The organism is Enterobacter sp. KBR-315C3_2022, from assembly GCF_041399425.1.
GTDB lineage: Bacteria > Pseudomonadota > Gammaproteobacteria > Enterobacterales > Enterobacteriaceae > Enterobacter.
The window spans coordinates 205228-229927 of sequence record NZ_JBGKEB010000002.1 but is presented as its reverse complement, the minus strand read 5'-3'; the positions used below and the strand labels follow the sequence as shown (position 1 = coordinate 229927).

The 24700-nt window shown below is 55.7% G+C and carries 25 protein-coding genes and 1 pseudogene; 8 read left to right on the top strand and 18 right to left on the bottom strand.

Annotated elements, in window-relative coordinates:
- Window positions 1-35: 35 nt before the first annotated feature.
- From nuoB to lrhA, 3 genes are all read right to left on the bottom strand, one after another.
- On the bottom strand, window positions 36-710 hold the full coding sequence (nuoB, locus tag AB8804_RS03890) for an NADH-quinone oxidoreductase subunit NuoB (RefSeq protein WP_006176515.1): 675 nt from the start codon (window positions 708-710) through the stop codon (window positions 36-38).
- Between the two features lie 15 nt (window positions 711-725).
- Window positions 726-1166 (bottom strand): NADH-quinone oxidoreductase subunit NuoA, encoded by a 441-nt coding sequence (nuoA, locus tag AB8804_RS03885; protein ID WP_371183269.1) that lies wholly within the window; start codon window positions 1164-1166, stop codon window positions 726-728.
- A 631-nt stretch (window positions 1167-1797) separates the two neighbouring features.
- On the bottom strand, window positions 1798-2736 hold the full coding sequence (gene lrhA, locus AB8804_RS03880; protein WP_371183267.1) for a transcriptional regulator LrhA: 939 nt from the start codon (window positions 2734-2736) through the stop codon (window positions 1798-1800).
- Window positions 2737-3669: 933 nt separating this feature from the next.
- Here lrhA and alaA point away from each other — a divergent pair.
- Together alaA and yfbR are read left to right on the top strand one after the other, a co-directional pair.
- Complete coding sequence (gene alaA, locus AB8804_RS03875) at window positions 3670-4884, top strand: alanine transaminase AlaA (RefSeq protein ID WP_371183265.1); 1215 nt, start codon at window positions 3670-3672, stop codon at window positions 4882-4884.
- Window positions 4885-5005: 121 nt separating this feature from the next.
- Window positions 5006-5605: a 5'-deoxynucleotidase gene (gene yfbR, locus AB8804_RS03870; protein ID WP_371183262.1), complete on the top strand. Its 600-nt coding sequence runs from the start codon at window positions 5006-5008 to the stop codon at window positions 5603-5605.
- Between the two features lie 53 nt (window positions 5606-5658).
- Here yfbR and AB8804_RS03865 read toward each other — a convergent pair.
- The 4 genes and pseudogenes from AB8804_RS03865 to yfbV all read right to left on the bottom strand — a co-directional run bounded on the left by AB8804_RS03865 (window position 5659) and on the right by yfbV (window position 8922).
- Window positions 5659-7132 (bottom strand): annotated as a pseudogene (locus AB8804_RS03865) (SLC13 family permease).
- A 76-nt stretch (window positions 7133-7208) separates the two neighbouring features.
- A complete protein-coding gene (locus AB8804_RS03860) occupies window positions 7209-7868 on the bottom strand; it encodes a sugar phosphatase (protein WP_371183260.1) in 660 nt (219 codons plus the stop codon).
- Window positions 7869-7879: 11 nt separating this feature from the next.
- On the bottom strand, window positions 7880-8374 hold the full coding sequence (locus AB8804_RS03855; protein ID WP_371183258.1) for a YfbU family protein: 495 nt from the start codon (window positions 8372-8374) through the stop codon (window positions 7880-7882).
- A gap of 92 nt (window positions 8375-8466) precedes the next feature.
- On the bottom strand, window positions 8467-8922 hold the full coding sequence (yfbV, locus tag AB8804_RS03850; RefSeq protein WP_371183256.1) for a terminus macrodomain insulation protein YfbV: 456 nt from the start codon (window positions 8920-8922) through the stop codon (window positions 8467-8469).
- Between the two features lie 337 nt (window positions 8923-9259).
- Here yfbV and ackA point away from each other — a divergent pair, with 337 nt between their 5' ends.
- Together ackA and pta are read left to right on the top strand one after the other, a co-directional pair.
- A complete protein-coding gene (ackA, locus tag AB8804_RS03845) occupies window positions 9260-10462 on the top strand; it encodes an acetate kinase (RefSeq protein WP_371183254.1) in 1203 nt (400 codons plus the stop codon).
- Window positions 10463-10537: 75 nt separating this feature from the next.
- Window positions 10538-12679, top strand: coding sequence for a phosphate acetyltransferase (gene pta, locus AB8804_RS03840; protein ID WP_371183251.1), 2142 nt, complete (start codon window positions 10538-10540; stop codon window positions 12677-12679).
- A 118-nt stretch (window positions 12680-12797) separates the two neighbouring features.
- On the opposite strand, the gene yfcD is transcribed toward pta, so the two are convergent.
- From yfcD to yfcF, 3 genes are read right to left on the bottom strand one after another with little or no spacing between them, the layout of a single operon-like run.
- Window positions 12798-13352: an NUDIX hydrolase YfcD gene (gene yfcD / locus AB8804_RS03835; RefSeq protein WP_371183249.1), complete on the bottom strand. Its 555-nt coding sequence runs from the start codon at window positions 13350-13352 to the stop codon at window positions 12798-12800.
- Between the two features lie 56 nt (window positions 13353-13408).
- Entirely contained in the window at window positions 13409-13960 is a 552-nt protein-coding gene (gene yfcE / locus AB8804_RS03830) for a phosphodiesterase (RefSeq protein ID WP_371183247.1), read from the bottom strand.
- Between the two features lie 56 nt (window positions 13961-14016).
- Window positions 14017-14661 carry a glutathione transferase gene (yfcF, locus tag AB8804_RS03825; protein ID WP_371183245.1) on the bottom strand — a complete coding sequence of 215 codons (645 nt, stop codon included), beginning with the start codon at window positions 14659-14661 and terminating at the stop codon, window positions 14017-14019.
- Window positions 14662-14799: 138 nt separating this feature from the next.
- Here yfcF and yfcG point away from each other — a divergent pair, with 138 nt between their 5' ends.
- From yfcG to AB8804_RS03805, 4 genes are all read left to right on the top strand, one after another.
- Window positions 14800-15429, top strand: coding sequence for a GSH-dependent disulfide bond oxidoreductase (gene yfcG, locus AB8804_RS03820; protein WP_371183243.1), 630 nt, complete (start codon window positions 14800-14802; stop codon window positions 15427-15429).
- A gap of 65 nt (window positions 15430-15494) precedes the next feature.
- Entirely contained in the window at window positions 15495-15863 is a 369-nt protein-coding gene (gene folX / locus AB8804_RS03815) for a dihydroneopterin triphosphate 2'-epimerase (RefSeq protein WP_371183242.1), read from the top strand.
- A gap of 12 nt (window positions 15864-15875) precedes the next feature.
- Window positions 15876-16769 carry a TIGR01777 family oxidoreductase gene (locus AB8804_RS03810; RefSeq protein ID WP_371183240.1) on the top strand — a complete coding sequence of 298 codons (894 nt, stop codon included), beginning with the start codon at window positions 15876-15878 and terminating at the stop codon, window positions 16767-16769.
- Between the two features lie 44 nt (window positions 16770-16813).
- Window positions 16814-17323 carry a GNAT family N-acetyltransferase gene (locus tag AB8804_RS03805; RefSeq protein WP_371183238.1) on the top strand — a complete coding sequence of 170 codons (510 nt, stop codon included), beginning with the start codon at window positions 16814-16816 and terminating at the stop codon, window positions 17321-17323.
- 86 nt (window positions 17324-17409) lie between these two features.
- Here AB8804_RS03805 and hisP read toward each other — a convergent pair whose 3' ends face one another.
- From hisP to cvpA, 8 genes are all read right to left on the bottom strand, one after another.
- On the bottom strand, window positions 17410-18183 hold the full coding sequence (gene hisP, locus AB8804_RS03800) for a histidine ABC transporter ATP-binding protein HisP (protein WP_112010341.1): 774 nt from the start codon (window positions 18181-18183) through the stop codon (window positions 17410-17412).
- Between the two features lie 8 nt (window positions 18184-18191).
- Window positions 18192-18908 (bottom strand): ABC transporter permease, encoded by a 717-nt coding sequence (locus AB8804_RS03795; RefSeq protein WP_371183236.1) that lies wholly within the window; start codon window positions 18906-18908, stop codon window positions 18192-18194.
- A complete protein-coding gene (locus tag AB8804_RS03790) occupies window positions 18905-19591 on the bottom strand; it encodes a histidine ABC transporter permease HisQ (protein WP_371183234.1) in 687 nt (228 codons plus the stop codon). Before AB8804_RS03790 ends, AB8804_RS03795 begins: the two co-directional genes overlap by 4 nt.
- Window positions 19592-19677: 86 nt before the next feature.
- On the bottom strand, window positions 19678-20460 hold the full coding sequence (gene hisJ, locus AB8804_RS03785) for a histidine ABC transporter substrate-binding protein HisJ (RefSeq protein ID WP_371183232.1): 783 nt from the start codon (window positions 20458-20460) through the stop codon (window positions 19678-19680).
- Between the two features lie 224 nt (window positions 20461-20684).
- A complete protein-coding gene (argT, locus tag AB8804_RS03780) occupies window positions 20685-21467 on the bottom strand; it encodes a lysine/arginine/ornithine ABC transporter substrate-binding protein ArgT (RefSeq protein ID WP_371183230.1) in 783 nt (260 codons plus the stop codon).
- A 290-nt stretch (window positions 21468-21757) separates the two neighbouring features.
- A complete protein-coding gene (locus tag AB8804_RS03775) occupies window positions 21758-22327 on the bottom strand; it encodes a UbiX family flavin prenyltransferase (protein WP_371183228.1) in 570 nt (189 codons plus the stop codon).
- Between the two features lie 88 nt (window positions 22328-22415).
- Window positions 22416-23933: an amidophosphoribosyltransferase gene (gene purF, locus AB8804_RS03770; RefSeq protein ID WP_297122222.1), complete on the bottom strand. Its 1518-nt coding sequence runs from the start codon at window positions 23931-23933 to the stop codon at window positions 22416-22418.
- Window positions 23934-23969: 36 nt separating this feature from the next.
- Complete coding sequence (gene cvpA, locus AB8804_RS03765; RefSeq protein ID WP_045327894.1) at window positions 23970-24458, bottom strand: colicin V production protein; 489 nt, start codon at window positions 24456-24458, stop codon at window positions 23970-23972.
- Between the last annotated feature and the right edge of the window lie 242 nt (window positions 24459-24700).

Here is a 24700-nt window from a genome sequence, read left to right as displayed (position 1 = left end):
TATGCGAAGGTATTCTCCAGGCCCACAGGCGCAAATTAAATTTCGTCAGGCGTACGCAGGTTGGTGACTGCAATACGTTCTCCGCGTTTACGCTCGCGCTCAGACGGCATATTGGCGCGGTATACACCCTGATCGCCTACCACCCAGGAGAGCGGACGACGTTCTTTGCCAATAGACTCTTGCAGCAGCATCAGGGCCTGCATGTACGCTTCAGGACGCGGCGGGCAGCCAGGAATGTAAACATCCACCGGGATGAACTTATCAACGCCCTGAACGACAGAGTAAATGTCGTACATACCGCCAGAGTTTGCACACGCGCCCATGGAAATCACCCATTTCGGCTCAAGCATCTGGTCATAGAGACGCTGAATAACGGGCGCCATTTTGGTAAAGCACGTACCGGCCACCACCATCAGGTCAGCCTGACGCGGAGACGCACGCAGTACCTCTGCCCCAAAACGCGCAACGTCATGCACCGCAGTGAATGACGTCACCATTTCAACGTAGCAGCAAGAAAGGCCAAAGTTGTAAGGCCAGATGGAGTTCTTACGACCCCAGTTGACCATATCGTGCATGGCATGTTCGAGCTTGCCCATGTACACGCTTTTGTTGACTTCTTGCTCCAGGGGGTCGGTTACGATCTCCTGTTTTTGCAGGGGGTAACGGTCATTCTCACCGTTAGGATCTATGCGGGTGAGCGTATAATCCATCTTATTGCCTCGCTGTTACTGCTGACGATTAGAGTTACTGTTTTCCGGGTTGACGAGTTCACGACGTGAACGCGCAGGCGTCCAGTCAAGTGCGCCAATACGCACCAGATAAACCAGACCGGCCAGTAGCACTAAAATGAAAATTGCGGCCTCGACAAAGCCCACCCAACCACTTTCGCGGATGGACGTAGACCATGCGAAAAGGTAAAGCGCTTCCACGTCGAAGATGACGAAGAACATGGCTACCAGGTAGAACTTGGCAGACAGGCGTAAGCGAGCGGTACCTACGGAATCAATACCTGATTCGAAAGGTGTGTTTTTGTGCCTTGCGCGGGCGCGACCGCCCAGGAACCAGCCGCCGACTAACATCAGGCAGCACAGGCCAATGGCTACAATAAGAAAGATTGCGAATGCCCAGTGATGAGCGATGACTTCTGTGGATGTTGACATACTCATTGCTTACTCATCAAAAGTGATACCGACGACACTGCTCTTGCTGGCAGATAGGCATCACATCGATTCATGGGGAGGAACAAAAAAACCTTACACTAACTGTCGGAAATGAGACATAGACAGCAAAATGATGGGGTTTTTTACTCCTTTCTATAACCTTTTGTCAACTTTAACAAAGGTTTCTTCACATTAAATTACATCGTTCGATTCTCATTAACAATTCATGCCCTTTAACCCTGGTGGTTACCTGACTTTACGTCAAATGCATGCTGTTGAATCGTGTCCGTTTTGGAAGTAAAAAAAATAACCCTCCTATTTTGACAGGATTTGCCAACGATTCCTCCCCCTAAATAGGAGTATTTTCTTGATCTGAGACACGCTTTTGTTAATTCACTCAAAAAAACGGCAACATATATCCCGCTTTTTTAACATAAGGGGGATATGAAGGAACTTAGAACCAAATGCGTATAATAAATAAACGAAATCATTTACCACATTGATAATACGAGGTTATTTTATAATCCCTTTTGGCCCCAAGGGTTATTTTTGACAAAAAAAAACCACTTCACGAAAAGTTCACGCGAGTGGCTCTTTTTTGCACTTACATTTTGTTACGAGAATTTTGAGCTTTCGGTCACTCAAAATCCCCTTCAACGATCAGGGAATCATCCCCCCCTTCGGAGGTAACCTGCTCGTACTGCCAGGGATTATGGTAGTTTTCCATGGCTTCGAACACCACTTTGGCCAGCTCGTTATTGCTGGCGGCGTTGTGGCAAAGCAGATATTCCGTCTCCGGCAGCGCGGGAAGTCCATCGCTTTTACCCAGCACGCGAAGGTCCGGGCTCATCATTTCGACCGGACGCGCCGTCACGCCCAGCCCCGCCTTCACGGCCGCACGCACGGCGGGCAGGGTCGACGCCACATAGGCGAGACGCCACGGAATATTGGCCTTATTGAGCACCGTTAGCACCATGTCGCGGAACGGACTCGGATCGTCCAGCAGCACCAGCGGGATCGGCTCGCCTTTTTGCAGCACATACTCTGCGGCGCAATACCAGTGCGTGGGCGATGTGCGCAGCGTCAGGCAGTCGAACTGGCCCGGCCGGTGCGTGGTCACGACCAGATCCACTTCATTCTCTTTCAGCATCTCAATCATAAAGGCGTTTCGCTTAACGCTAACGTCCAGCGCAAGCTTCGGATAAACCGAACTCACGCGGTTGAGGAGAAAGGGCAATATGGTGTCTGCTGACTCGTCAGATGCCCCTAACGTTAGCACCCCCTGAAGGTTGCTAAACATTAGTGACATACATGCTTCATCATTAAAACGCAGTATCTTTCTGGCATACCCCAGAAGCTGAATACCGTGCTCGGTCAAAAGCTTGTTGCGGCCATGGCGCGCAAACAGCTCTTTCCCGACCAGCTGCTCCAGCCGCTGCATCTGTTGGCTGACGGCAGACTGGGTACGGCAAACGGCAGCAGCTGCTGCTGCAAAAGTATTGAGATCGGCGACCGCAACAAACGTTCTCAGCAGATCGAGGTCGAGATTCATTATCGGACGATTTGCATTTATCATATTTTTTCACTTTCAGGTTGCTCGTATGGAGCTGCCCGGGTTGAAGCTGTGTGTAACAGGTAAACAATTCCTTCTGAAGATTTTTCGCATCCCGGCCCGGCAGACTGCCTGACAGATAGTTATTGTGCTGCATTATTTCAACCGTCAGAAAGCACGTTTCATGAGGTCATTTTTATTCTTTTAAACGATAAGAATTATTAGATGTGTACAGGTTTAAGTAAATCCCATTAAAGGTAGAACCTGTTTTCTGCCATCTTTAGCGCAGCGCTGTCAACGTAGCAGGATGTGGCCAGCACAGCCCAGCCATATACAATATTAACAATAACAATCAGTTAGATAAGAAAAGTGGGTAAGAAAATGAAACTATCCCCTTCTTATCCAGACTTTGCCTTAGGTCATCTTAACCCAAATCCACTTTATTTATAAGTCTTAATGCATTATCAGGATTTAACGAGGGTTAGCCACGGCTAAATTCATTTTATTAAAATTAACGAAAGTTGCATATTCGTCGTTAATAATAAATAAACTTAATTTAGATTAGGACTATTCATTAATAACACTTAACATTAATTTCACATGAGTAACGCTTATTCCTGAGACCCCAATTAAGGTATCAGATGCCTGAACATTCATGTTTTACGAATCATTACCTCACGTGACAACAGTGCTCGCAGCATTAGCATTTTATTTATTTCAGCATAATATCCAATAAAAAATAAATTTTAAAACATAAAAAACCAAAAATGACGTTGAACATGCAACTTTAAGAAACAAAAAGCGAGCTCATCCAGCTGAATAGATTGCATAACCTTTCGCGCATTACGCAAAATCTTCCACTGCCAACCCTTCAAAACGCAGCGGTGTGGGAGTACATTGTTCCATGCTAGCTTCCACGGCAGGGAGTGGCAATAATAGCGAAAAGGTTAAAAGTTCATGTCCCCTATCGAAAAATCCAGCAAGCTTGATAACGTCTGTTATGACATCCGCGGCCCGGTTCTTAAAGAGGCGAAACGCCTTGAAGAAGAAGGCAATAAGGTTCTGAAACTCAACATTGGTAACCCAGCGCCATTTGGTTTTGAAGCGCCGGATGAGATTCTGGTTGACGTGATCCGTAACCTGCCCACCGCTCAAGGCTATTGCGACTCCAAAGGACTTTACTCCGCGCGTAAAGCCATCATGCAGCACTATCAGGCGCGCGGCATGCGCGACGTTACCGTTGAGGATATCTACATTGGTAACGGCGTTTCTGAGCTTATCGTGCAGGCTATGCAGGCGCTGCTGAACAGCGGTGACGAGATGCTGGTCCCGGCGCCGGACTATCCGCTCTGGACGGCGGCCGTTTCGCTTTCAAGCGGAAAAGCGGTCCACTATCTGTGCGATGAATCGTCCGACTGGTTCCCCGATCTCGACGACATTCGCGCTAAAATCACCCCGCGCACCCGCGGCATCGTGATCATCAACCCGAACAACCCAACCGGTGCGGTTTACTCCAAAGAGCTGCTGCTGGAGATCGTTGAGCTCGCCCGCCAGCACAACCTGATCATCTTTGCCGATGAGATTTACGACAAGATCCTGTACGACGCGGCGCAGCACCACTCGATCGCCGCCCTCGCGCCGGACCTGCTGACGGTGACCTTCAACGGCCTGTCTAAAACCTATCGCGTAGCCGGTTTCCGCCAGGGCTGGATGGTGCTGAACGGACCGAAAAAGCACGCTAAAGGCTATATTGAGGGGCTTGAAATGCTGGCCTCAATGCGCCTGTGCGCCAACGTTCCGGCGCAGCATGCGATCCAGACCGCGCTCGGTGGCTACCAGAGCATCAGCGAGTTTATCGTGCCGGGCGGTCGCCTGTACGAACAGCGCAACCGCGCGTGGGAGCTGATCAACGACATTCCGGGCGTCTCCTGCGTTAAGCCGAACGGCGCGCTGTATATGTTCCCGAAAATTGACGCCAAGCGCTTCAATATTCACGACGACCAGAAAATGGTGCTGGACTTCCTGCTGCAGGAAAAAGTGCTGCTGGTTCAGGGCACCGCGTTTAACTGGCCGTGGCCGGATCATGTCCGTATCGTGACCCTGCCGCGCGAGGACGACCTTGAAATGGCGATTACTCGCTTCGGTCGTTTCCTCTCCGGGTATCACCAATAATTAGCATTGCCTTTCTGCCGGGCGGCGCTGCGCCTTCCCGGCCTGCAAAATCCGCAGATTTGCATCTTCCCGCCCCTCCCCGCACAATGAAGTCTGTCGCAGTGAAGACAAAAGGTAACCTATGAGTCAGAGTCATTTCTTTGCCCACCTCTCCCGCCTTAAGCTTATCAACCGCTGGCCGCTGATGCGCAACGTGCGCACGGAGAACGTGTCGGAGCACAGCCTTCAGGTGGCCATGGTCGCCCACGCGCTGGCGGCGATTAAAAACCGCAAATTTAACGGCCAGGTCAACGCCGAGCGTATCGCGCTGCTGGCGATGTATCACGATGCGTCAGAAGTGCTGACCGGTGACTTACCCACGCCGGTTAAATACTTCAACTCGCAGATTGCCCAGGAATATAAGGCGATTGAGAAAATCGCCCAGCAGAAGCTGATCGATATGGTGCCTGACGAACTCCGCGATATTTTTGAGCCGCTCATTGACGAGCATCAGTACACCGAGGATGAGACGTCGCTGGTGAAGCAGGCGGACGCGCTGTGCGCTTATCTGAAGTGTCTTGAAGAATTGTCTGCCGGGAACAACGAGTTTTTGCTGGCCAAAACGCGCCTGGAGAAAACGCTTGAGTCCCGCCGCAGCGAAGAGATGGATTACTTTATGCAGGTGTTTGTGCCGAGCTTCCATTTGTCTCTGGATGAGATCAGTCAGGATTCGCCGCTGTAATTTTTGCCGGGTGGCGGCTTCGCCTTACCCGGCCTACGTTTCTACCCTCACGTTTAAAACGGGAACAGGACCGGAATCAACACCACGCACACCACCATTACCAGCACGGTGAAGGGTACGCCAATCTTTACAAAATCGCTAAACCTGTAGTTTCCCGGCCCCAGCACCAGCGTATTCACCGGTGAAGAGACCGGCGTCATGAACGCCGCAGAGGCGGCCATCGCTACCATCATCGCGAACGGATAGGGTGAAACGCCCATCGATTTAGCCATCGCCAGCGCGATAGGCGCCATCAGCACCGCCGTCGCCGTATTGGAGATAAACAGCCCGATAGATGCGCACATCACGAACAGGCAAATCAGCATCATATAGGGGCCGTAGCCCCCGCCGATATCCATCAGCCCCTTCACGACCAAATCGACGCCGCCCGTTTTCTGCAGCGCCATCGCGCTTCAGGCCGACCACGTTCAGGCCGTAGCGGGTACGAAAACCGATTTCGCGCACCGTTTTGCCCAGCAGCTCCGACTCCGGGATCAGCGACACTTCTGCCATGCCCACGTCCAGCGCCTGGTCTGAAAAATACTCGCCGCGCAGCACCATTGGATCCAGCAGCTGTTCGCTGCAAAACTCGCGCAGGTCCACGTCCGCCGTGGACATGTCGATCAGCAGAACGTCACGCGCGCGAAATTCCGATACCCCGTTAACGTTGACGATGACCCGACGAAAGCGCCGCCAGCGCTCCACGCCGATGACGTTCGCCCCGTAGCGCTCGCGCAGCCTGAGATCGTCCAGCCGCTGGCCTATCAGCGGCGAACCCGGGCGAATCGCCAGCCGGCGCGCGCGGCCCGTGAGGCGATACTCTTTAATCAGATCGCGAAACGTGCGCCGCTTCCAGCCGTCCTTGTTTTTATCCTGCTTTTCCCCCTTCAGGGCAAAGCGGGTCAGCAGCATGTAGAAAATGCCCAACACCAGGATCACCAGCCCGAGCGGCGTGACGCTGAAAAAGCTGAAGCCCTCCAGGCCTTCGCGGATCAGCTCGCTGTTGACGACGAGGTTCGGCGGCGTGGCGACCAGAGTCATCATGCCGCTGATAAGCCCCGCGAAGCTCAGCGGCATCATCAGGCGCGACGGCGAGGTTTGCATGCGCATGGAGACGCTGAGCACCACCGGTATGAAGATGGCGACGACGCCGGTCGAGCTCATAAACGCGCCCAGCCCTGCCACCGTCAGCATCAGGTAGACCAGCATTTTGGTTTCGCTGCTGCCCGCCACCTTCACCAGCCAGGTGCCCATCACGGTCGCAACGCCGGTACGGACCAGGCCGTCGCCGATAATAAACAGGGCGGCAATCAGAATGACGTTGGGATCGCTAAAGCCGGAAAAGGCTTCTGAAAGCGTGAGCGTGCCGCTCAGCACAAACGCGACGATCACGAACAGGGCGACGGCATCCATGCGCACCTTGCCCGTGGCAAAAAGAATGATTGCGATAAAAAGCAGGCAGAGGACCCAAATCAGTTCACCGTTCACAACGTATCCTTGTCAGGGAGAAGAGATAAAATGTTGCCATAAAAAAGCCCCAGCAGCGTGGGGCTAAATCATGGGATCAGGCTTTTAGCGAGACGGTTACCGTTCCGTCGGACGCCTTCGTGACCGCAATCGCCGCCAGCGAGCTAATCACCAGATCAGCTTCATTGAGGCGAGGCGCGTCTGGCGGAACGTTGACTGCAATAACGTGGCTTCCGGCGTTTAGCCCGGCCAGCACGCCCGCGGCAGCGTCTTCCACCACCACGCACGCCTGCGGCGCCAGGCCCAGCTCTTCAGCGCCGAGTAAAAACGCATCCGGCTCCGGTTTGCCGCGCTTCACGCGCTCGGCGGTGATGAACACCTCCGGCGTCGGTAAGCCTGCCGCCCGGTGGCGCGCGTGGGCAACCGGAATTGAGCCGGAGGTGACGATGGCCCATGGGATCTGCGCTTCGTTCAGATGCTCCAGCAGCTCGCGTGCCCCCGGCAGCGCGGTGATGCCGTTCGTATCCGTAGCCTCAATCTGCTCAAGATACGAAAACTCTGACTGGATCTCTTCCTCAGAGCGCCCGGCCAGAAAGTGTCTCAGTGAGGTAATGGCCTGTTTGCCATGGATAAAATCCAGTACCTCCTGATGGTCGATGCCGTGCCTGTCGGCCCAATGGCACCATGAGCGCTCCACTACCGGCAGCGAGTCCACCAGCGTACCGTCCAGATCAAACAGAAAACCTTTACACTGCACACGCACCTCCGTCAGGCATTAATGATTTGTTGAATTTCGTTGCTGCTGAGATGGTACTGACGCGGGCAGGAGTGCCACACGCTCAGCATGCGCTGGTATTTATCCCACATCGGCGTCTGGGCGTTGAAACCGTGCGTGCCCGCATCGAAGTGGGTATAGCGCCCTTCGGTGTTCACCATAAAGCGCACATAGCTCAGGTAGCGCGCTTCCGTTGCGGCATCAAAGCCCAGGAAGGTCACGCGACGCTCGTCGATGGACTGCGCGTCCTTCAGATTGGTCCAGGACACGTGCAGCGCGTGGTACATCTCCATGATGTCGATAACGATGCGGCAGGTTTCTTCTTTTAGCTCGCCGAACTCGCGATCCAGCTCGCGCATCTGCAGGCCAAACCCGCGTTCGACGATGGTCTGCAAGCGGCTGTAGCGCTCAGCGTTGTCGGGATCAAGCATAGTCATCATTTTGTACTGATTGGACAAAATCAGACGTTGAGCATGGGTCATTTCCATCTTTCGACTCCTGTAGCGCATTGCACTTGAAAAAAAAGACACGGTAACAGGGGGTTACTGTGCCTTCTTTTATTCATCGTTTCGATGATCAATCACAAATCATCGAGGAATGTTTTATCAAGCTGCTTAAAAGCCCGCTTGAGCGTATCGGCCAGCGCCTGATAATCCGGCTTGCCCTCAACGGGTGCCAGCGCCTGCCCGGCTTCCTCAAGTTTACCGCGCACTTCGTAAAACCAGTGTAAAATAGAAGGCGGGAGTGGCGTAACTGAACGCTTGCCTAACCACCAGAGCCCCTGCATCGGCAGGCTGAGCGCAAACAGCGCGGTAGCCACGGCGGGGCCGAGCTGACCGCCCAGCGCGATTTGCCAGCACAGGGTAAAGATCGCCACGGGGGGCATAAAGCGGATCGCATAGCGCGTGGCGCGAATAACGCGGTTATCAATGAACATCGGCGCGAGGCGCTTTTCCATCGGCCACGTCTTTGAATAATGCTGCCCCCGGCGAAACAGGCTAAAGAAATTCACGGGCGGGATTTCGGGTGTCGACATGGCTGTACCTCAACTTCACGTATAAAAATTAAAATTTTTCTGCAAAACCGCAACGGGCTATGACAACGTTCAAAATATTTTGTCATCGATACCACGTATCGGGTATCCTGTGCCAGCCGATGCGGCCTTTAGACGAAGATCCTTAACTCGTCAAATTATCGCATATTATGCCATTGCCTGAAAAATGTTCAAAATGGCATAAAATCATATGTATTTCTTCCATCGTGCCAGAAAGTTTGCCTGGCATGATGTTAATCATAAATGTCTGGGTCATCATGCGTTACGCTTTTAGACTCACTGACGTTTTTTTAGCCACGTATCAATAATAGGTACTTCCATGTCGAGTAAGTTAGTACTGGTTCTGAACTGCGGTAGTTCTTCCCTCAAATTTGCCATCATCGATGCGCTGAACGGCGAAGAGTACCTCTCTGGTTTGGCCGAATGTTTCCATCTGCCTGAAGCACGTATCAAGTGGAAGATGGACGGCAGCAAACAAGAAGCGGCTTTAGGTGCAGGCGCCGCTCACAGTGAAGCGCTGAACTTTATCGTTAACACTATTCTGGCACAAAAACCAGAACTGTCTGCTCAGCTGACGTCGATTGGTCACCGTATCGTCCACGGCGGCGAGAAATACACCAAATCCGTTATCATTGACGAAACCGTGATCCAGGGTATCAAAGATGCTGCGCCATTTGCGCCACTGCACAACCCTGCTCACCTGATCGGTATCACTGAAGCGCTGAAATCCTTCCCGAATCTGAAAGACAAGAACGTTGCCGTGTTCGACACCGCGTTCCATCAGACCATGCCGGAAGAGTCTTACCTCTACGCCCTGCCGTACAACCTGTATAAAGAGCACGGCGTTCGTCGCTACGGCTTCCACGGTACCAGCCACTACTACGTGACGCAGGAAGCCGCTAAAGTCCTGAACAAACCGGTTGAAGAGCTGAACATCATCACCTGCCACCTGGGCAACGGTGGTTCTGTTTCTGCTATCCGCAACGGCGAATGCGTTGACACGTCAATGGGTCTGACCCCGCTGGAAGGCCTGGTGATGGGTACTCGTACCGGCGACATCGATCCGGCAATCATCTTCTTCCTGCACGACAACCTGGGCATGAGCGTTGACGACATCAACAAAATGCTGACCAAAGAGTCTGGCCTACTGGGTCTGACCGAAGTCACCAGCGACTGCCGTTACGTTGAAGACAACTACGACAGCAAAGCTGACGCTAAGCGTGCAATGGACGTTTACTGCCACCGTCTGGCGAAATACATCGGCTCCTACACCGCGCTGATGGACGGTCGTCTGGATGCGGTTGTCTTCACCGGCGGTATCGGTGAAAACGCGGCGATGGTTCGTGAACTGTCCCTGGGCAAACTGGGCGTGCTGGGCTTTGAAGTTGATCACGAGCGTAACCTGGCTGCCCGCTTCGGCAAGTCTGGCTTCATCAACAAAGAAGGCACCCGTCCTGCGCTGGTTATCCCAACCAACGAAGAGCTGGTCATCGCGCAAGACGCGAATCGCCTGACTGCCTGATTCCACACCGCCAGCAATGCTGGCGGTGCTGTTTTGTAGCCCGCCCCGTTTGGCGGTAACGAAAGAGGATAAACCGTGTCCCGTACAATTATGCTGATCCCTACCGGAACCAGCGTCGGCCTGACCAGCGTCAGCCTTGGCGTGATCCGTGCTATGGAACGCAAAGGCGTTCGTCTGAGCGTCTTTAAGCCTATCGCCCAGCCTCGTGCCGGTGGCGATGCGCCAGACCAGACCACTTCCATCGTTCGCAAGAACTCCAGTCTGCCAGCGGCTGAACCGCTGAAGATGAGCCACGTTGAATCTCTGCTGTCCAGCAACCAGAAAGACGTGCTGATGGAAGAGATCATCGCCAACTACCACGCGAATGCACAAGATGCAGAAGTGGTGCTGGTTGAAGGCCTCGTGCCGACCCGCAAACACCAGTTTGCCCAGTCTCTGAACTTTGAAATCGCGAAAACGCTGAACGCAGAAATCGTCTTCGTGATGTCCCAGGGTACTGATACCCAGGAACAGCTGAAAGAGCGTATCGAGCTGACCCGCAGCAGCTTCGGCGGCGCGAAAAACACCAACATCACCGGCGTTATCGTCAACAAGCTGAACGCGCCTGTTGATGAGCAAGGCCGTACTCGCCCTGACCTGTCCGAGATCTTCGACGACTCGTCTAAAGCGAAAGTGGTTAAAGTGGATCCGGCTAAACTGCAGGATGCCAGCCCGCTGCCTGTGCTGGGCGCGGTGCCGTGGAGCTTCGATCTGATTGCGACCCGTGCAATCGATATGGCGCGCCACCTGAACGCTACCGTAGTGAACGAAGGCGACATCAACACCCGCCGCGTGAAGTCCGTGACCTTCTGCGCGCGCAGCATCCCGCACATGCTGGAACACTTCCGCGCAGGCTCTCTGCTGGTGACCTCCGCTGACCGTCCTGACGTGCTGGTTGCAGCGTGCCTGGCCGCGATGAACGGCGTTGAAATCGGCGCCATCCTGCTGACCGGCGCGTACGAGATGGATCCGCGCGTGAGCAAGCTGTGCGAACGCGCGTTTGCGACCGGCCTGCCGGTCTTCATGGTGAACACCAACACCTGGCAGACCTCCCTGAGCCTGCAGAGCTTCAACCTGGAAGTGCCGGTTGACGACCACGAGCGTATCGAAAAAGTTCAGGAATACGTTGCGGGCTACATCAACGCAGACTGGATCGAATCCCTGACCGCGACCTCCGAGCGTAGCCGTCGTCTGTCTCCGCCAGCCTTCCGTTACCAGCTGACCGAGCTGGCGCGCAAAGCGGGCAAACGCGTTGTTCTGCCAGAAGGCGACGAACCGCGTACCGTTAAAGCAGCGGCTATCTGCGCAGAGCGCGGCATCGCGACCTGCGTGCTGCTGGGCAACCCGGACGAGATCAACCGCGTGGCGGCCTCTCAGGGCGTTGAGCTGGGCGCTGGCATCGAAATCGTTGACCCTGAAGTGGTTCGCGAAAGCTACGTTGCGCGTCTGGTTGAGCTGCGTAAGAGCAAGGGCATGACCGAAGCCGTTGCGCGCGAGCAGCTGGAAGACAACGTTGTTCTGGGCACGCTGATGCTTGAGCAGGACGAAGTTGACGGCCTGGTTTCCGGTGCGGTTCACACCACCGCGAACACCATCCGTCCACCGCTGCAGCTGATCAAAACCGCACCGGGCAGCTCTCTGGTTTCATCCGTGTTCTTCATGCTGCTGCCTGAACAGGTTTACGTGTACGGCGACTGCGCGATCAACCCGGATCCAACCGCAGAACAGCTGGCTGAAATTGCTATCCAGTCCGCAGACTCCGCGATTGCCTTCGGTATCGAACCGCGCGTAGCGATGCTCTCCTACTCCACCGGCACCTCCGGCGCGGGCAGCGACGTAGAGAAAGTGCGTGAAGCAACCCGTCTGGCGCAGGAAAAACGTCCTGACCTGATGATCGACGGCCCGCTGCAGTACGATGCCGCCGTCATGGCTGACGTTGCGAAATCTAAAGCGCCGAACTCGCCTGTTGCAGGTCGCGCGACCGTGTTCATCTTCCCGGATCTGAACACCGGTAACACCACCTACAAAGCGGTACAGCGTTCTGCAGACCTGATCTCCATCGGGCCAATGCTGCAGGGTATGCGCAAGCCGGTGAACGACCTGTCCCGCGGTGCGCTGGTAGACGATATCGTTTATACCATTGCACTGACCGCGATTCAGTCTTCACAGCAGCAGTAAGCTAAAAAGCCCGGTGGCGCTCGCGCTTACCGGGCCTACGGTTTTGCAGGCCGAATCCGGCACAAAAAAGGCGACCACTTAACGGGTCGCCTTTTTTATTTCCAGCCAGCGTTCAGACCTACTCGGCCTCTTCCTCTTTCTCAGGCTTCGTCGATTCGTTTTTCGCGTTACGCGTCATCCACAGCGCCAGCGCTTTTAAGGAATCCGGGGTGAACTCATCGCAGCGCGCGGTGATCTCTTCCGGCGTCATCCAGCTCACTTCGCTGACCTCTTCTTCCTGCAGCGCGAAAGGCCCGTGGGAGACGCAGCTAAACAGCCCGCCCCAGACGCGGCAGTGTTCATCTTCAAAATAGAACTGCCCGTGCTCGGCGAACGGCACGCCGGCAATGCCTAACTCTTCTTCGGCTTCACGGCGCGCGGAGTCCAGCAGCACTTCATCCGCCTGCACCACGCCGCCCGCGGTGGCGTCCAGCATGCCGGGAAGAAAATCTTTGGTGTCCGTGCGGCGCTGAACCAGGATCTTGCCCATGCCGTCATGCACCACAATGTAGGTCGCGCGATGGCGCAGGCGCTCTGCGCGCATCTGCTCGCGGCTGGCCTGCGCGATCACTTCATTTTCTTCGCTGACAATGTCAACCCACTCTGTACTCGCCAAATGACTCTGCTCCACCATCGGGAAACCTTCTCTTTCTAAGCGCTCTTTTGGCGCGTTTGCAGTTGAGGTGTAACTTACGGATTAATCGCTACCTGCGCAATAACTTGCTGATCATTAAGTGCGATAACGCGTAATGAATTATCAACGAGCATGCCATAACTTGCGGGATAGCCCCCTTTTGGAATGCTGACCGAGCCGGGGTTAAAGTGATAAATCTCACCGCGTTTTTCCGCCACCGGAATATGAGTATGACCGTAAACCAGGACATCGCCAGCCGCGAGAGGCGGCAGGTTGTCGGGGCCAAAAAGGTGACCGTGAGTCAAAAAGAGGCGGCACGTTTCCAGCAGCGCCTGCTGCCACGGTGCGGTAATGGGGAATTGCAGCAGCATCTGGTCGACTTCGCTGTCGCAGTTGCCGCGTACGGCAATAATGCGGGACGCGTACGGGTTAAGCTTTTCCGCCACCTGCGCGGGATCGTAGCCCTCCGGCAGCGCGTTGCGCGGGCCGTGGTTTAATACGTCGCCGAGTATCACCAGCCACCGGGCGTCGCTTTGGTCAAACAGCGAGAGGACGCGTTCGGTCGCGGGCAGCGATCCGTGGATATCCGATGCAAACATCAGTTTCATCAGTCACTCCTTGAGAAAACAGACTGCCCTTATTATACCGTAAGCGCCCGGATGGATCAGCCCGCGCGCTTCGCCGAGAGTGCGACAAAACGCTGCACCGATGCGCGCTGCCACTGGAATGCGGCGTAGTCCACCAGCAGCTGCGGCACGGCGTCGCCGTTGAGGATCAGCCGGTTGAGCATCAGCGCCAGGTCGGTGTCCGCAATGCACCATTCGCCAAAGAGATTAGGCTTCCCGTGCTCCAGCAGCGAGGTGGCGGTGTCCATCAGCTTTTGCGCGCTCGCCAGCCCCTCCGCGCTTAACGCCGGTTTCTTGACGCCAGCAAACACCACGTCGGTAGAGCGCTCCACGCGGAGCGGCACCAGATCGCTGCGCAGCCACGCCTGGATCTGTCGCGCGCGGGCGCGCTTTTGCAGATCGTGGGGATAGATTCGCTCCCACTCCGGCGGCGCAAAGCGATCTTCCAGATACTCATCGATCGCCGAGGATTCACTCAACTCAAAGCCTTCAATATCCAGCATCGGTACGCGTCGGGTCAGGGCATAGCCCCGCCACTGCGGCTGCAGATGCTCACCGCGGTCCAGATCGACGCTCTTCAGGGTAAACGACAGCCCCTTCTCGGCCAGCGCCACGTACGCGCTCAAAACATAAGGTGAAAAGAAGTTGGCATCGGACCACAGGGTAATGGCAGGCTGGTTCATAACATCCTCATCGGCTGATCGGTTTTTACTCAACATATAATCTCTTCGCTCCGCTGTCACCTGATGAAAACTCACGACCTGCGACAAGCACCTATACTCGTTTTATGGCATCACTTTTTGCACTGACAGGAGTTGAGAATGATAGACCTCTATTATGCCCCTACCCCTAACGGCCATAAAATCACCCTTTTCCTGGAGGAAGCCGAGCTGGATTACCGCATCATCCGCGTCGATATCAGCAAAGGCGACCAGTTCAGGCCCCCGTTTTTGGCGATCTCCCCAAACAATAAAATTCCCGCCATCGTCGATCATCTTCCGGCCGACGGCGGCAGGCCGCTGAGCCTGTTTGAATCCGGTGAAATCCTGCTCTATCTCGCCGAGAAAACGGGCAAGCTGCTGAGCGGGGAGCTGCGCGAGCGCCACCACACCCTGCAATGGCTTTTCTGGCAGTCGAGCGGGCTGGGGCCAATGCTGGGGCAAAACCTCCACTTCACCGCCCACGCGCCGCAGCCTATCCCCTACGCCATTGAACGCTTTCAGGTCGAAACCCAGCGGCTGTACGGCGTGATAAACCGCCAGCTGGAGAAAACGCCGTGGCTGGGCGGCGACCACTACAGCATCGCCGATATCGCCTGCTGGCCGTGGATCGCTGCGCACGAGCGCCACCGCATCGACCTGGCGTCCTATCCTGCGGTCAATAACTGGTTCGAGCGCATCCGCACGCGCCCGGCCACCGGGCGGGCGATGCAGAAAATTCAGCAGGATTAGCGTGATGGGCGAGGATTATTTCCTCATGTATCATGGAGGAAATAATGACATGGAGAAGACCTGCAATGTCGCAGCCTGATGCAATTATTCGCATTAAAAACTTACGCTTACGGACCTTTATTGGCATTAAAGACGAAGAGATCGCCAACCGTCAGGACATTGTGATTAACGTGGCGATCCGCTACCCGGCGGACAAGGCGCGCGCCAGCGAAGACATCAACGACGCGCTGAACTACCGCACCATAACCAAAAGCATCATCCGGTACGTTGAGAACAACCGTTTCTACCTGCTGGAAAAATTAACTCAGGATGTGCTCGACATCGCACGTGAACATCACTGGGTCACTTATGCTGAAGTTGAGATCGATAAACTGCACGCCCTGCGCTACGCCGACTCCGTCTCGATGACGTTAAGCTGGCGGCGCGAGGCGTAAACCGGAGGTCGTATGAAGATTTTGCTGACCGGTGGCACGGGCCTGATTGGACGCCACCTTGTTCCTCGCCTGCAGGCGCTGCACCACGATATCACCGTGGTGACGCGCAGCCCGGAAAAAGCGCGTCAGGCGCTGGGAGCGGGTATCGACATCTGGAAAGGGCTGGCCGAGCAGCAGAATCTTAACGGCTTCGATGCCGTCATCAACCTTGCGGGCGAGCCGATTGCCGACAAGCGCTGGACCGAGGAGCAAAAGCAGCGCCTGTGCCACAGCCGGTGGAACATCACCGAGAAGCTGGTTGAGCTTATCCGCAACAGCGACGCGCCGCCGTCGGTGCTCATTTCCGGCTCGGCGGCGGGCTATTACGGCGATCTCGGCGAAGTGGTGGTGACCGAAGAAGAGCCGCCGCACAACGAATTTACCCACAAGCTCTGCGCCCGCTGGGAGCAAATCGCCAGCGCCGCGCAGAGCGACAACACGCGCGTCTGCCTGCTGCGCACCGGCGTCGTCCTCGCCCCCAAGGGCGGCATCCTGAGCAAAATGCTTCCCGCCTTTAAGATGGGGCTTGGCGGGCCCATCGGCAACGGACGCCAGTATCTTGCCTGGATACATATCGACGATATGGTAAACGGCATCATCTGGCTGCTGGATAACGACCTTCGCGGGCCGTTCAATATGGTTTCCCCCTACCCGGTGCGCAACGAACAGTTTGCCCACGCGCTCGGCCACGCCCTGCATCGCCCGGCGATTTTGCGCGTGCCCGCCACGGCGATCCGCCTGCTGATGGGCGAATCGTCGGTGCTGGTGCTGGGTGGACAGCGCGCGCTGCCGAAACGGCTGGAGGCCGCGGGGTTTGCGTTTCGCTGGTATGACTTAGAAGAGGCGCTGGGGGATGTGGTGCGGTGAATATGTTACAGTGATACGCCATGTTCAGATGAAATGGCGTAACAATGGCAACCATCACTACCCCTCGGCTTTATCTCGCTCCTTTCGAACCCTCTGACTGGGCGTTCTTCCGCACGCTGCGCGAAGACCGCCGTATCATGCGCTATATGGCCGCCATTGCGCCGGAAAAAGAGACTCGACGCGTGTTTGCCGCGCGCCTGATGGCGGAGCACGTCTTTGTGATTCGCCTGCGCGACGACGCCACGCCGCTCGGTGATATCGGGCTGCAAATCAGCGCGGAAAACCGCGAGGAAGCGGATATCGGCTATACGGTTGTGCCCGCCGCGCAGGGAAAAGGGATTGCCAGCGAGGCGCTGCGCGCGGTATGCGACTACGCATTTAGCCAGGCGGGCGTGAAGGCGATCAACGCTTACGTGCTGGCGGATAACGGCGGATCGGTGCGGGTACTGGAGAAAGCGGGTTTTGTCCGCACGCAGGTGCTGGAAAAAGCCTACGAGATCGACGGCGTGCGGTATGACGACTGGGCGTATCGGCTTGAGCGTGGTGCGGTCTGATGCCCTCACCCCAGCCCTCTCCCACGGGGAGAGAGAGAACACCCATCCAGTAGGCCCGGTAAGCGCAGCGCCACCGGGCAAGAAAGTTACTTCAGCGATCCTTTCAGGAACTGCTGCAAGCGCGGGCTCTGCGGATTCGCTAACACCTCGTCCGGGTGCCCCTGCTCCTCGATTTTCCCCTGATGCAGGAAAATGACGTGGTTAGAGACGTTGCGGGCGAAGCCCATCTCGTGCGTGACGACCACCATGGTTTTGCCCTCTTCGGCCAGCTTCTGCATGATGCGCAGCACTTCGCCGACGAGTTCCGGGTCCAGCGCCGAGGTCGGTTCGTCGAACAGCAGCACTTCCGGCTCCATCGCCAGCGCGCGAGCAATTGAGACGCGCTGCTGCTGACCGCCGGAGAGATGCACCGGGTATTTGATCTGCTGGCGCTCGTCAATACCGACTTTCGCCAGGTATTTCACCGCGCGCTCGCGGGCTTCCTGCTTGCTTAAGCCCAGCACCTGAATCGGCGCTTCCATCACGTTTTCCAGCACCGTCATGTGGCTCCAGAGGTTAAAGTGCTGGAAGACCATCGTCAGGCGGGTGCGCAGCAGGCGCAGCTGGTTTTTGTCCGCCACCTTCAGCTGCCCGTCCTTATCCCGCACCAGGTTAATATTCTGCCCGCTCACCACAATCGTCCCTTCGCTCGGCTTTTCGAGGAAGTTGATGCAGCGAAGGAAGGTACTTTTACCTGAACCGGACGAACCGATAATGCTGATCACGTCCCCCGCGTTCGCCTGCAGCGAGACCCCTTTCAGCACTTCGTGTTCGCCGTAGCGTTTGTGCAAATCAATAACGTTTAATTTGTTCTCAGCCATCATAGTTCTCAGTGCGTCGAAGAAGGTTTTATGTGCTGCAACCAGCGTTTTTCCGCCTTGCGGAACAGGCTGATCAGGACGTAAGAAATGATCAGATAAAGCACCGCCGCAATGCCGAAGGCGGTAAACGGCTGATAGGTCGCGGAGTTGATGTCGCGGGCAATCTTAAGCAGGTCAGGCACCGTCGCGGTAAAGGCCAGCGCGGTAGAGTGAAGCATTAAAATCACTTCATTGCTGTAGGCGGGCAGCGCGATGCGCAGCGCCGACGGCAGAATGATGCAGCGATACAGCTTTACCGACGAGAAGCCGTACGCGCGCGCCGCTTCGATCTCGCCGTACGGCACGGAGCGAATGGCCCCGGCGAAAATCTCGGTGGTATAGGCGCAGGTGTTGAGCGTGAGCGCCAGCACCGTGCAGTTCAGGCCGCTGCGGAAGAAGGCGTTGAGCATTTCCGTGCCTTTCACGATCTCCAGCGTGTACATGCCCGAATAGAACACCAGCAGCTGCACGTACAGCGGCGTGCCGCGAAACACGTAGGTAAACAGCCAGATGGGGAACTGGATAAATTTATTGTTCGACACGCGCCCGATGGCCAAAAACACCGCCAGAATGCCACCCATCACCACCGAGGAGATCAGCAGCCAGAGGGTGATCGCCACGCCCGTAAAGCGGTAGCCATCGGTCCACAGCAGCGATTTCCAGTATTCCTGAAGTATCTCAATCACAGGTCAGCCCTCTTCACACCCACGGAGTAGCGACGTTCGAGCAGAAGCAGCACACCATTGGAGACGGTCGTAAAGACCAGATAAATCACGCCGCAGACGACGGCAAAATAGAAGGGTTCCCAGGTGCTCTTCCCGGCGAGCTGGGTGGCTTTCACCACGTCTTCCAGGCCGAGCAGCGAGACCAGCGCCGTCGCCTTGAGGATCACCTGCCAGTTGTTGCCGATGCCCGGCAGCGCGTAGCGCATCATGGCCGGGAACATAATCCGGCGAAACGTCTGCGAGGAGGTAAAGCCGAAGGCGGTCGCCGCTTCGATATGGCCCTTCGGCACCGCCATATAGGCGCCGCGGAAGGTTTCGGTGAAGTATGCGCCGTAGATGAAGCCGAGGGTGATAATACCGGCCACCATCGGGTCGATATCAATCTGGTCCATGCCAACCGCATCCGTGACGCTGTTTAAGGCAATCTGCAGACCGTAAAAAATCAGCAGCATCAGCACCAGGTCGGGAACGCCGCGGATCAGCGTGGTGTAGCCTTCAAAAATCAGCGCCAACGGTTTGTTAGCCGATAGCTTCGCCCCCGCGCCTGCCAGCCCTATCAGCACCGCCAGTACCACGGAGCTGATAGCCAGCTCAAGGGTGACAAGCGCGCCCTGTAGAATAACGCCCGAAAATCCGTACAGCATACCGCCTGCCCTGTCGTGTCGTGAGTGGTAACCCGTGTCTTTTCCCCTCCCTTACGGGAGGGGCCGCACGTTATTTGACGGGGCGGTTAGCCGCCGTAAACGTTGAAATCAAAGTATTTTTTCGCCAGTTTGTCGTACGTGCCGTCCGCGCGCATCTCGGCAAACGCCTTGTTCAGCGCTTCGCGCAGCTCGTTATCCTCTTTACGCAGGCCCATGCCGGTGCCGACGCCGAAGAGCTTCTCGTCCTTAATGGACGGACCGCCAAACTTATAGTCTTTACCAACCGGCTGCTTCAGGAAGCCTTCGCTCGCGGCGACTTCGTCCTGGAACGCGGCATCAATGCGGCCCGCGGTCAGGTCTGCGTAGATATTTTCCTGTCCCTGATAGGAGACGATTTCAATCCCTTTCGGCGCCCAGTGCTCGTTGCCGTAGGTTTCCTGCGTGGTACCCTGCAGCACGCCCACGCGCTTGCCTTTGAGCGACTCGAGCCGTGGCTGGATATCAGAGGATTTCGCCACCACCAGGCGTGAATCTGCCGCATAGAGTTTGTCGGTAAAGGCAATCTCCTGCTGGCGTTTTTCGGTGATGGAAAGCGAGGACATGATGACGTCGATTTTTTTCGCTTTCAGGGACGGGATCAGCGCGTCCAGCGGGTTCTCAACGTAGGTACATTGCGCTTTGATGCGTTTGCATAGCTCGTTTGCCAGATCGATATCAAAACCGACCAGCTCGCCTTTCGCATTCTTTGATTCGAACGGCGCATAAGTTGGATCGGTACCAATACGAATTTTTTGCGGAATTGCTGCGAACGCCGCGGTGGCGCTGGAAAAGGCCAGAACCAGAGAAAGAGACAACACCAGTTTTTTCATATCTATCCTCAACAAACTGTCTTCATACGGATTTTTACGACGACGGGGTGCTGTTAATGTGCCATTAATTCCCTGCGTCAGGCAAAGAATAATGCCTTTCATGCGGAATTTTTTGCATTTTTAGTGCTTAACTATGCACGCTGCGTTCCAATACGGTGCAGGGCATGCACCATATTGGATCGTTTAGCCCCTCAACGCACCATAACGGGGCGTTGCGTCGAACGTTAGTCGCCGTAGACGTTGAAGTCGAAATATTTTTTCGCCAGTTTGTCGTACGTTCCGTCTTTGCGCAGCTCGGTAAAGGCTTTGTCGAAGGCCGCTTTCAGCTCGGCATCGTCTTTACGCAGGCCAATACCGGTGCCGTCGCCAAAGTATTTCTTATCCTTAACCGACGGCCCCGCAAAGGCGTACTCTTTGCCCGCAGGCTGCTTCAGGAAGCCTTCGCTTGCGGCTACTTCATCCTGGAACGCCGCGTCGAGGCGTCCGGCAGTGAGGTCAGAGTAAATCAGATCCTGGTTCTGATAAGGCACAACGTCTACGCCCTTCTCGCGCCAGTTTGCGTTGGCATAGCCTTCCTGCGTCGAGCCCTGAAGCACGCCCACGTGCTTGCCCTTCAGCGAATCGATGGTGGGCTTAATCGGAGAACCTTTTGCCGCAATCAGGCGCGAGTCCGCCGCGTACAGCTTGTCAGAGAAGGCGATCTCCTGCTGACGCTTTTCGGTGATGGAGAGAGAGGAGATGATGGCGTCAATCTTCTTGGCCTTCAGCGACGGGATTAACGCGTCAAAGTCGCTGCCCACCCACGTGCATTTTACCTGCATACGTTTGCACATCTCATTGCCCAGATCGATATCAAACCCAACGAACTCCCCCTTCGCATCTTTTGATGAGAAAGGCGCGTAGGTTGCGTCCGTACCGATGCGTACCGTCTGTGGAAGCGCCGCGTAGCTGCCTGCCGCCGCGCTTAACCCCACGAGCAAAGACAGAGCCAGAACCGTCTTCTTCATACATTTACCCTCAAGAACCGTGATTTTATTATGGTTTGCGTTGTGTGTTGTGTTGCAGGGCTGTCTTGCAGGTCTTATGCCACATCTTCGTCTGATGAAAAAATCGACGTTAAATATGTTAATAAAACGTTGCGATATTGCCTTAATGGTGAAAGATAGCAGGTCTGCCGAACGAACCGGAGAGGGATAAAGGGAAAAAACGAATTAAATGTCGAGGATATGATCGCGGTTGCAGTTTTGCCCCATGACAGGGCAGGTTGTCTTTTCATGCACTCAGACTGTGCACTGCCCTATGCCCCCTGCCAGCGCGTAAAGAGATCTTCAGGCAGGTCAATATCAAACTGATCGAGCACGCGGTTAACGGTCTGGTTTATCACGTCATCCAGCGTCTGAGGGCGATGGTAGAACGCCGGTACCGGCGGCATAATCACCGCGCCAAGCTCGGCGGCCTGGGTCATCAGGCGCAGGTGGCCAAGGTGCAGCGGCGTCTCGCGCACGCACAGCACGAGCGGACGACGCTCTTTCAGCACCACGTCCGCGGCGCGCGTCACCAGCGAGTCGGTATAGCTGTTTACGATGCCGGAAAGCGTTTTGACTGAACAGGGCAGGATCACCATCCCGGCCGTTTTAAACGAGCCCGAGGAGATGCTGGCGGCGATATCGCGGGCATCGTGCACCACGTCGGCCAGCGCCTGAACGTCGCGCAGGGAGAAGTCGGTTTCAAGGGAGAGGGTTTGGCGCGCCGCCTGGCTCATCACCAAATGGGTTTCTACGTCTTTAACGTCACGCAGCACCTGGAGCAGCCGGACGCCGTAAATCGCGCCGCTGGCACCGCTGATCCCTACAATAAGTCTTTTCATGATTTCGCCCTTGCTGATTACAGGGCTGACTGTGCAGGATTTTGTGCGGAGTTGCAAGTGAGGGCGGCCGCCCTCACCTGCTCAGGCCTTAGCCTTCGTTGTGCATCTCTAAGCTTTCCAAATCGTTCTGCAGCTGGACGGCCTTAGCGTCGTCGTTGCGCAGCGAATCCAGATAGTCGAGATACTGCTGATCCACGTCTTTGGTCACGTAGACGCCGTTGAACACCGAGCATTCGAACTGCTGAATGTCCGGGTTCTCGGCGCGCACCGCGTCGATCAGGTCGTTCAGATCCTGGAAAATCAGGCCGTCGGCGCCGATGATCTGACGGATTTCGTCCACTTCGCGGCCGTGCGCAATCAGCTCGTTCGCGGTCGGCATATCGATGCCGTAGACGTTCGGGAAGCGAATTTCCGGTGCCGCAGACGCGAGGTACACTTTCTTCGCCCCGGCTTCGCGCGCCATCTCGATAATCTGCTCGGAGGTGGTGCCGCGCACGATGGAGTCATCCACCAGCAGGACGTTTTTATCGCGGAACTCGGCGCGGTTGGCGTTCAGCTTGCGGCGCACGGACTTACGGCGCAGCTGCTGGCCCGGCATGATGAAGGTGCGGCCAACGTAGCGGTTTTTCACGAAGCCCTGGCGGTACGGTTTATCCAGAATGCGGGCAATCTCCAGCGCGATGTCGCAGGAGGTTTCCGGGATAGGAATGACGACGTCGATATCCAGGTCGTCCCACTCGCGGGCAATCTTCTCGCCGAGCTTCGTGCCCATGTTCACGCGGGCGCTGTAGACGGAGATTTTGTCGATAAACGAGTCAGGACGCGCAAAGTAGACGTATTCGAACAGGCATGGGTTGCTGACCGGGTTGTCGGCACACTGGCGGGTGAACAGCTGGCCCTTTTCAGTAATGTAGACCGCTTCGCCCGGCGCGACGTCGCGCAAAAATTCAAAGCCGAGGGTGTCCAGCGCCACGCTTTCAGAGGCAACCATGTACTCCGTGCGCCCGTCGCCGAGATCGCGCTTGCCGAGCACCAGCGGACGAATACCGTTCGGATCGCGGAAGGCGACCATGCCGTGGCCGATAATCATCGCCACGCAGGCGTACGCGCCGCGGATTTGACGATTGGTTGCGGCAACCGCAGCAAAAATGTTGTCGGCTTCCAGCGGATAGTGGCGGAAGTTATCCAGCTCGCTGGCGAAGATATTGAGCAGGATTTCAGAATCAGAGGTGGTGTTAATGTGGCGACGTTTCTCTTCGAACAGCTTTCTGCGCAGCTCGTGCGCATTGGTCAGGTTGCCGTTGTGGGCAAGCGTGATGCCGTACGGTGAGTTGACGTAGAAAGGCTGAGCCTCGGAGGCGCTGGAGCTGCCAGCAGTAGGATAACGAACGTGACCAATCCCCATATTACCTTGCAGACGCTGCATATGGCGGGCTTCAAACACATCGTTTACCAGGCCGTTCGCCTTGCGTAAACGGAAGCAGTTGTTTGCATCAATGGTGATGATACCCGCAGCATCCTGCCCTCGGTGCTGAAGCACCGATAACGCGTCATAAATCGACTGGTTAACCGGCATGAAACCGGCGATACCGACAATACCGCACATTCGTCTTTTCCTCGTTAAGCCACATCTCAGAGCGCATTACGCTCTGGGCAAGAAACTCGACGAGCTTTGCAGATAGTCAAAGAACCACCTGATGATGAAGCTGAACTCTGGAATGAGCTGCGATTTTTGCCAGTCTTCACTTTTTGAGAAACCGGTAAAGGTATCAAGGAAGAACAGTATCGCGGCTACAATCAGCACGCCTCGCAGCGCCCCAAAACAGATCCCGAGCACCCTGTCCGTTCCCGACAGACCGGTTTTCTCGACCAGCTGACCTATCACAAAGTTCACGATAGCGCCGACTATCAGCGTTGCGATAAACAGCACAGCGATAGCAATTCCATTTCGGACCAGTTCATCTTCAAAGCCCGTGAACCAGACAGACAGGTAAGTGTAGTAGTGACTGGCAACAAAGAAAGCACAACCCCATGTCACCAGCGATAACGCTTCACGTACAAAGCCACGGATCAGGCTTACCAGACAGGAAAAACCAATCACCGCAATGATGGCGTAATCAATCCAGACCATAAATGTCCCACGATTTTACGCCCTGTCATCCAGTTCGGGGCGCATTCTAACAGAAAAAGAAAACGTTTGCGTAGGGATTTCCTTCCCACGCGTAAATAAAAAAGGCGCTGAAAAAATGCTCAACGCCCCTCACCCTAACCCTCTCCCCAGAGGGGAGAGGGAACTGTACGATGCAGTATGTTACACACGCGCTCGGTGCGATTTTCACCCTCTCCCCTTTGGGGAGAGGGCCGGGGTGAGGG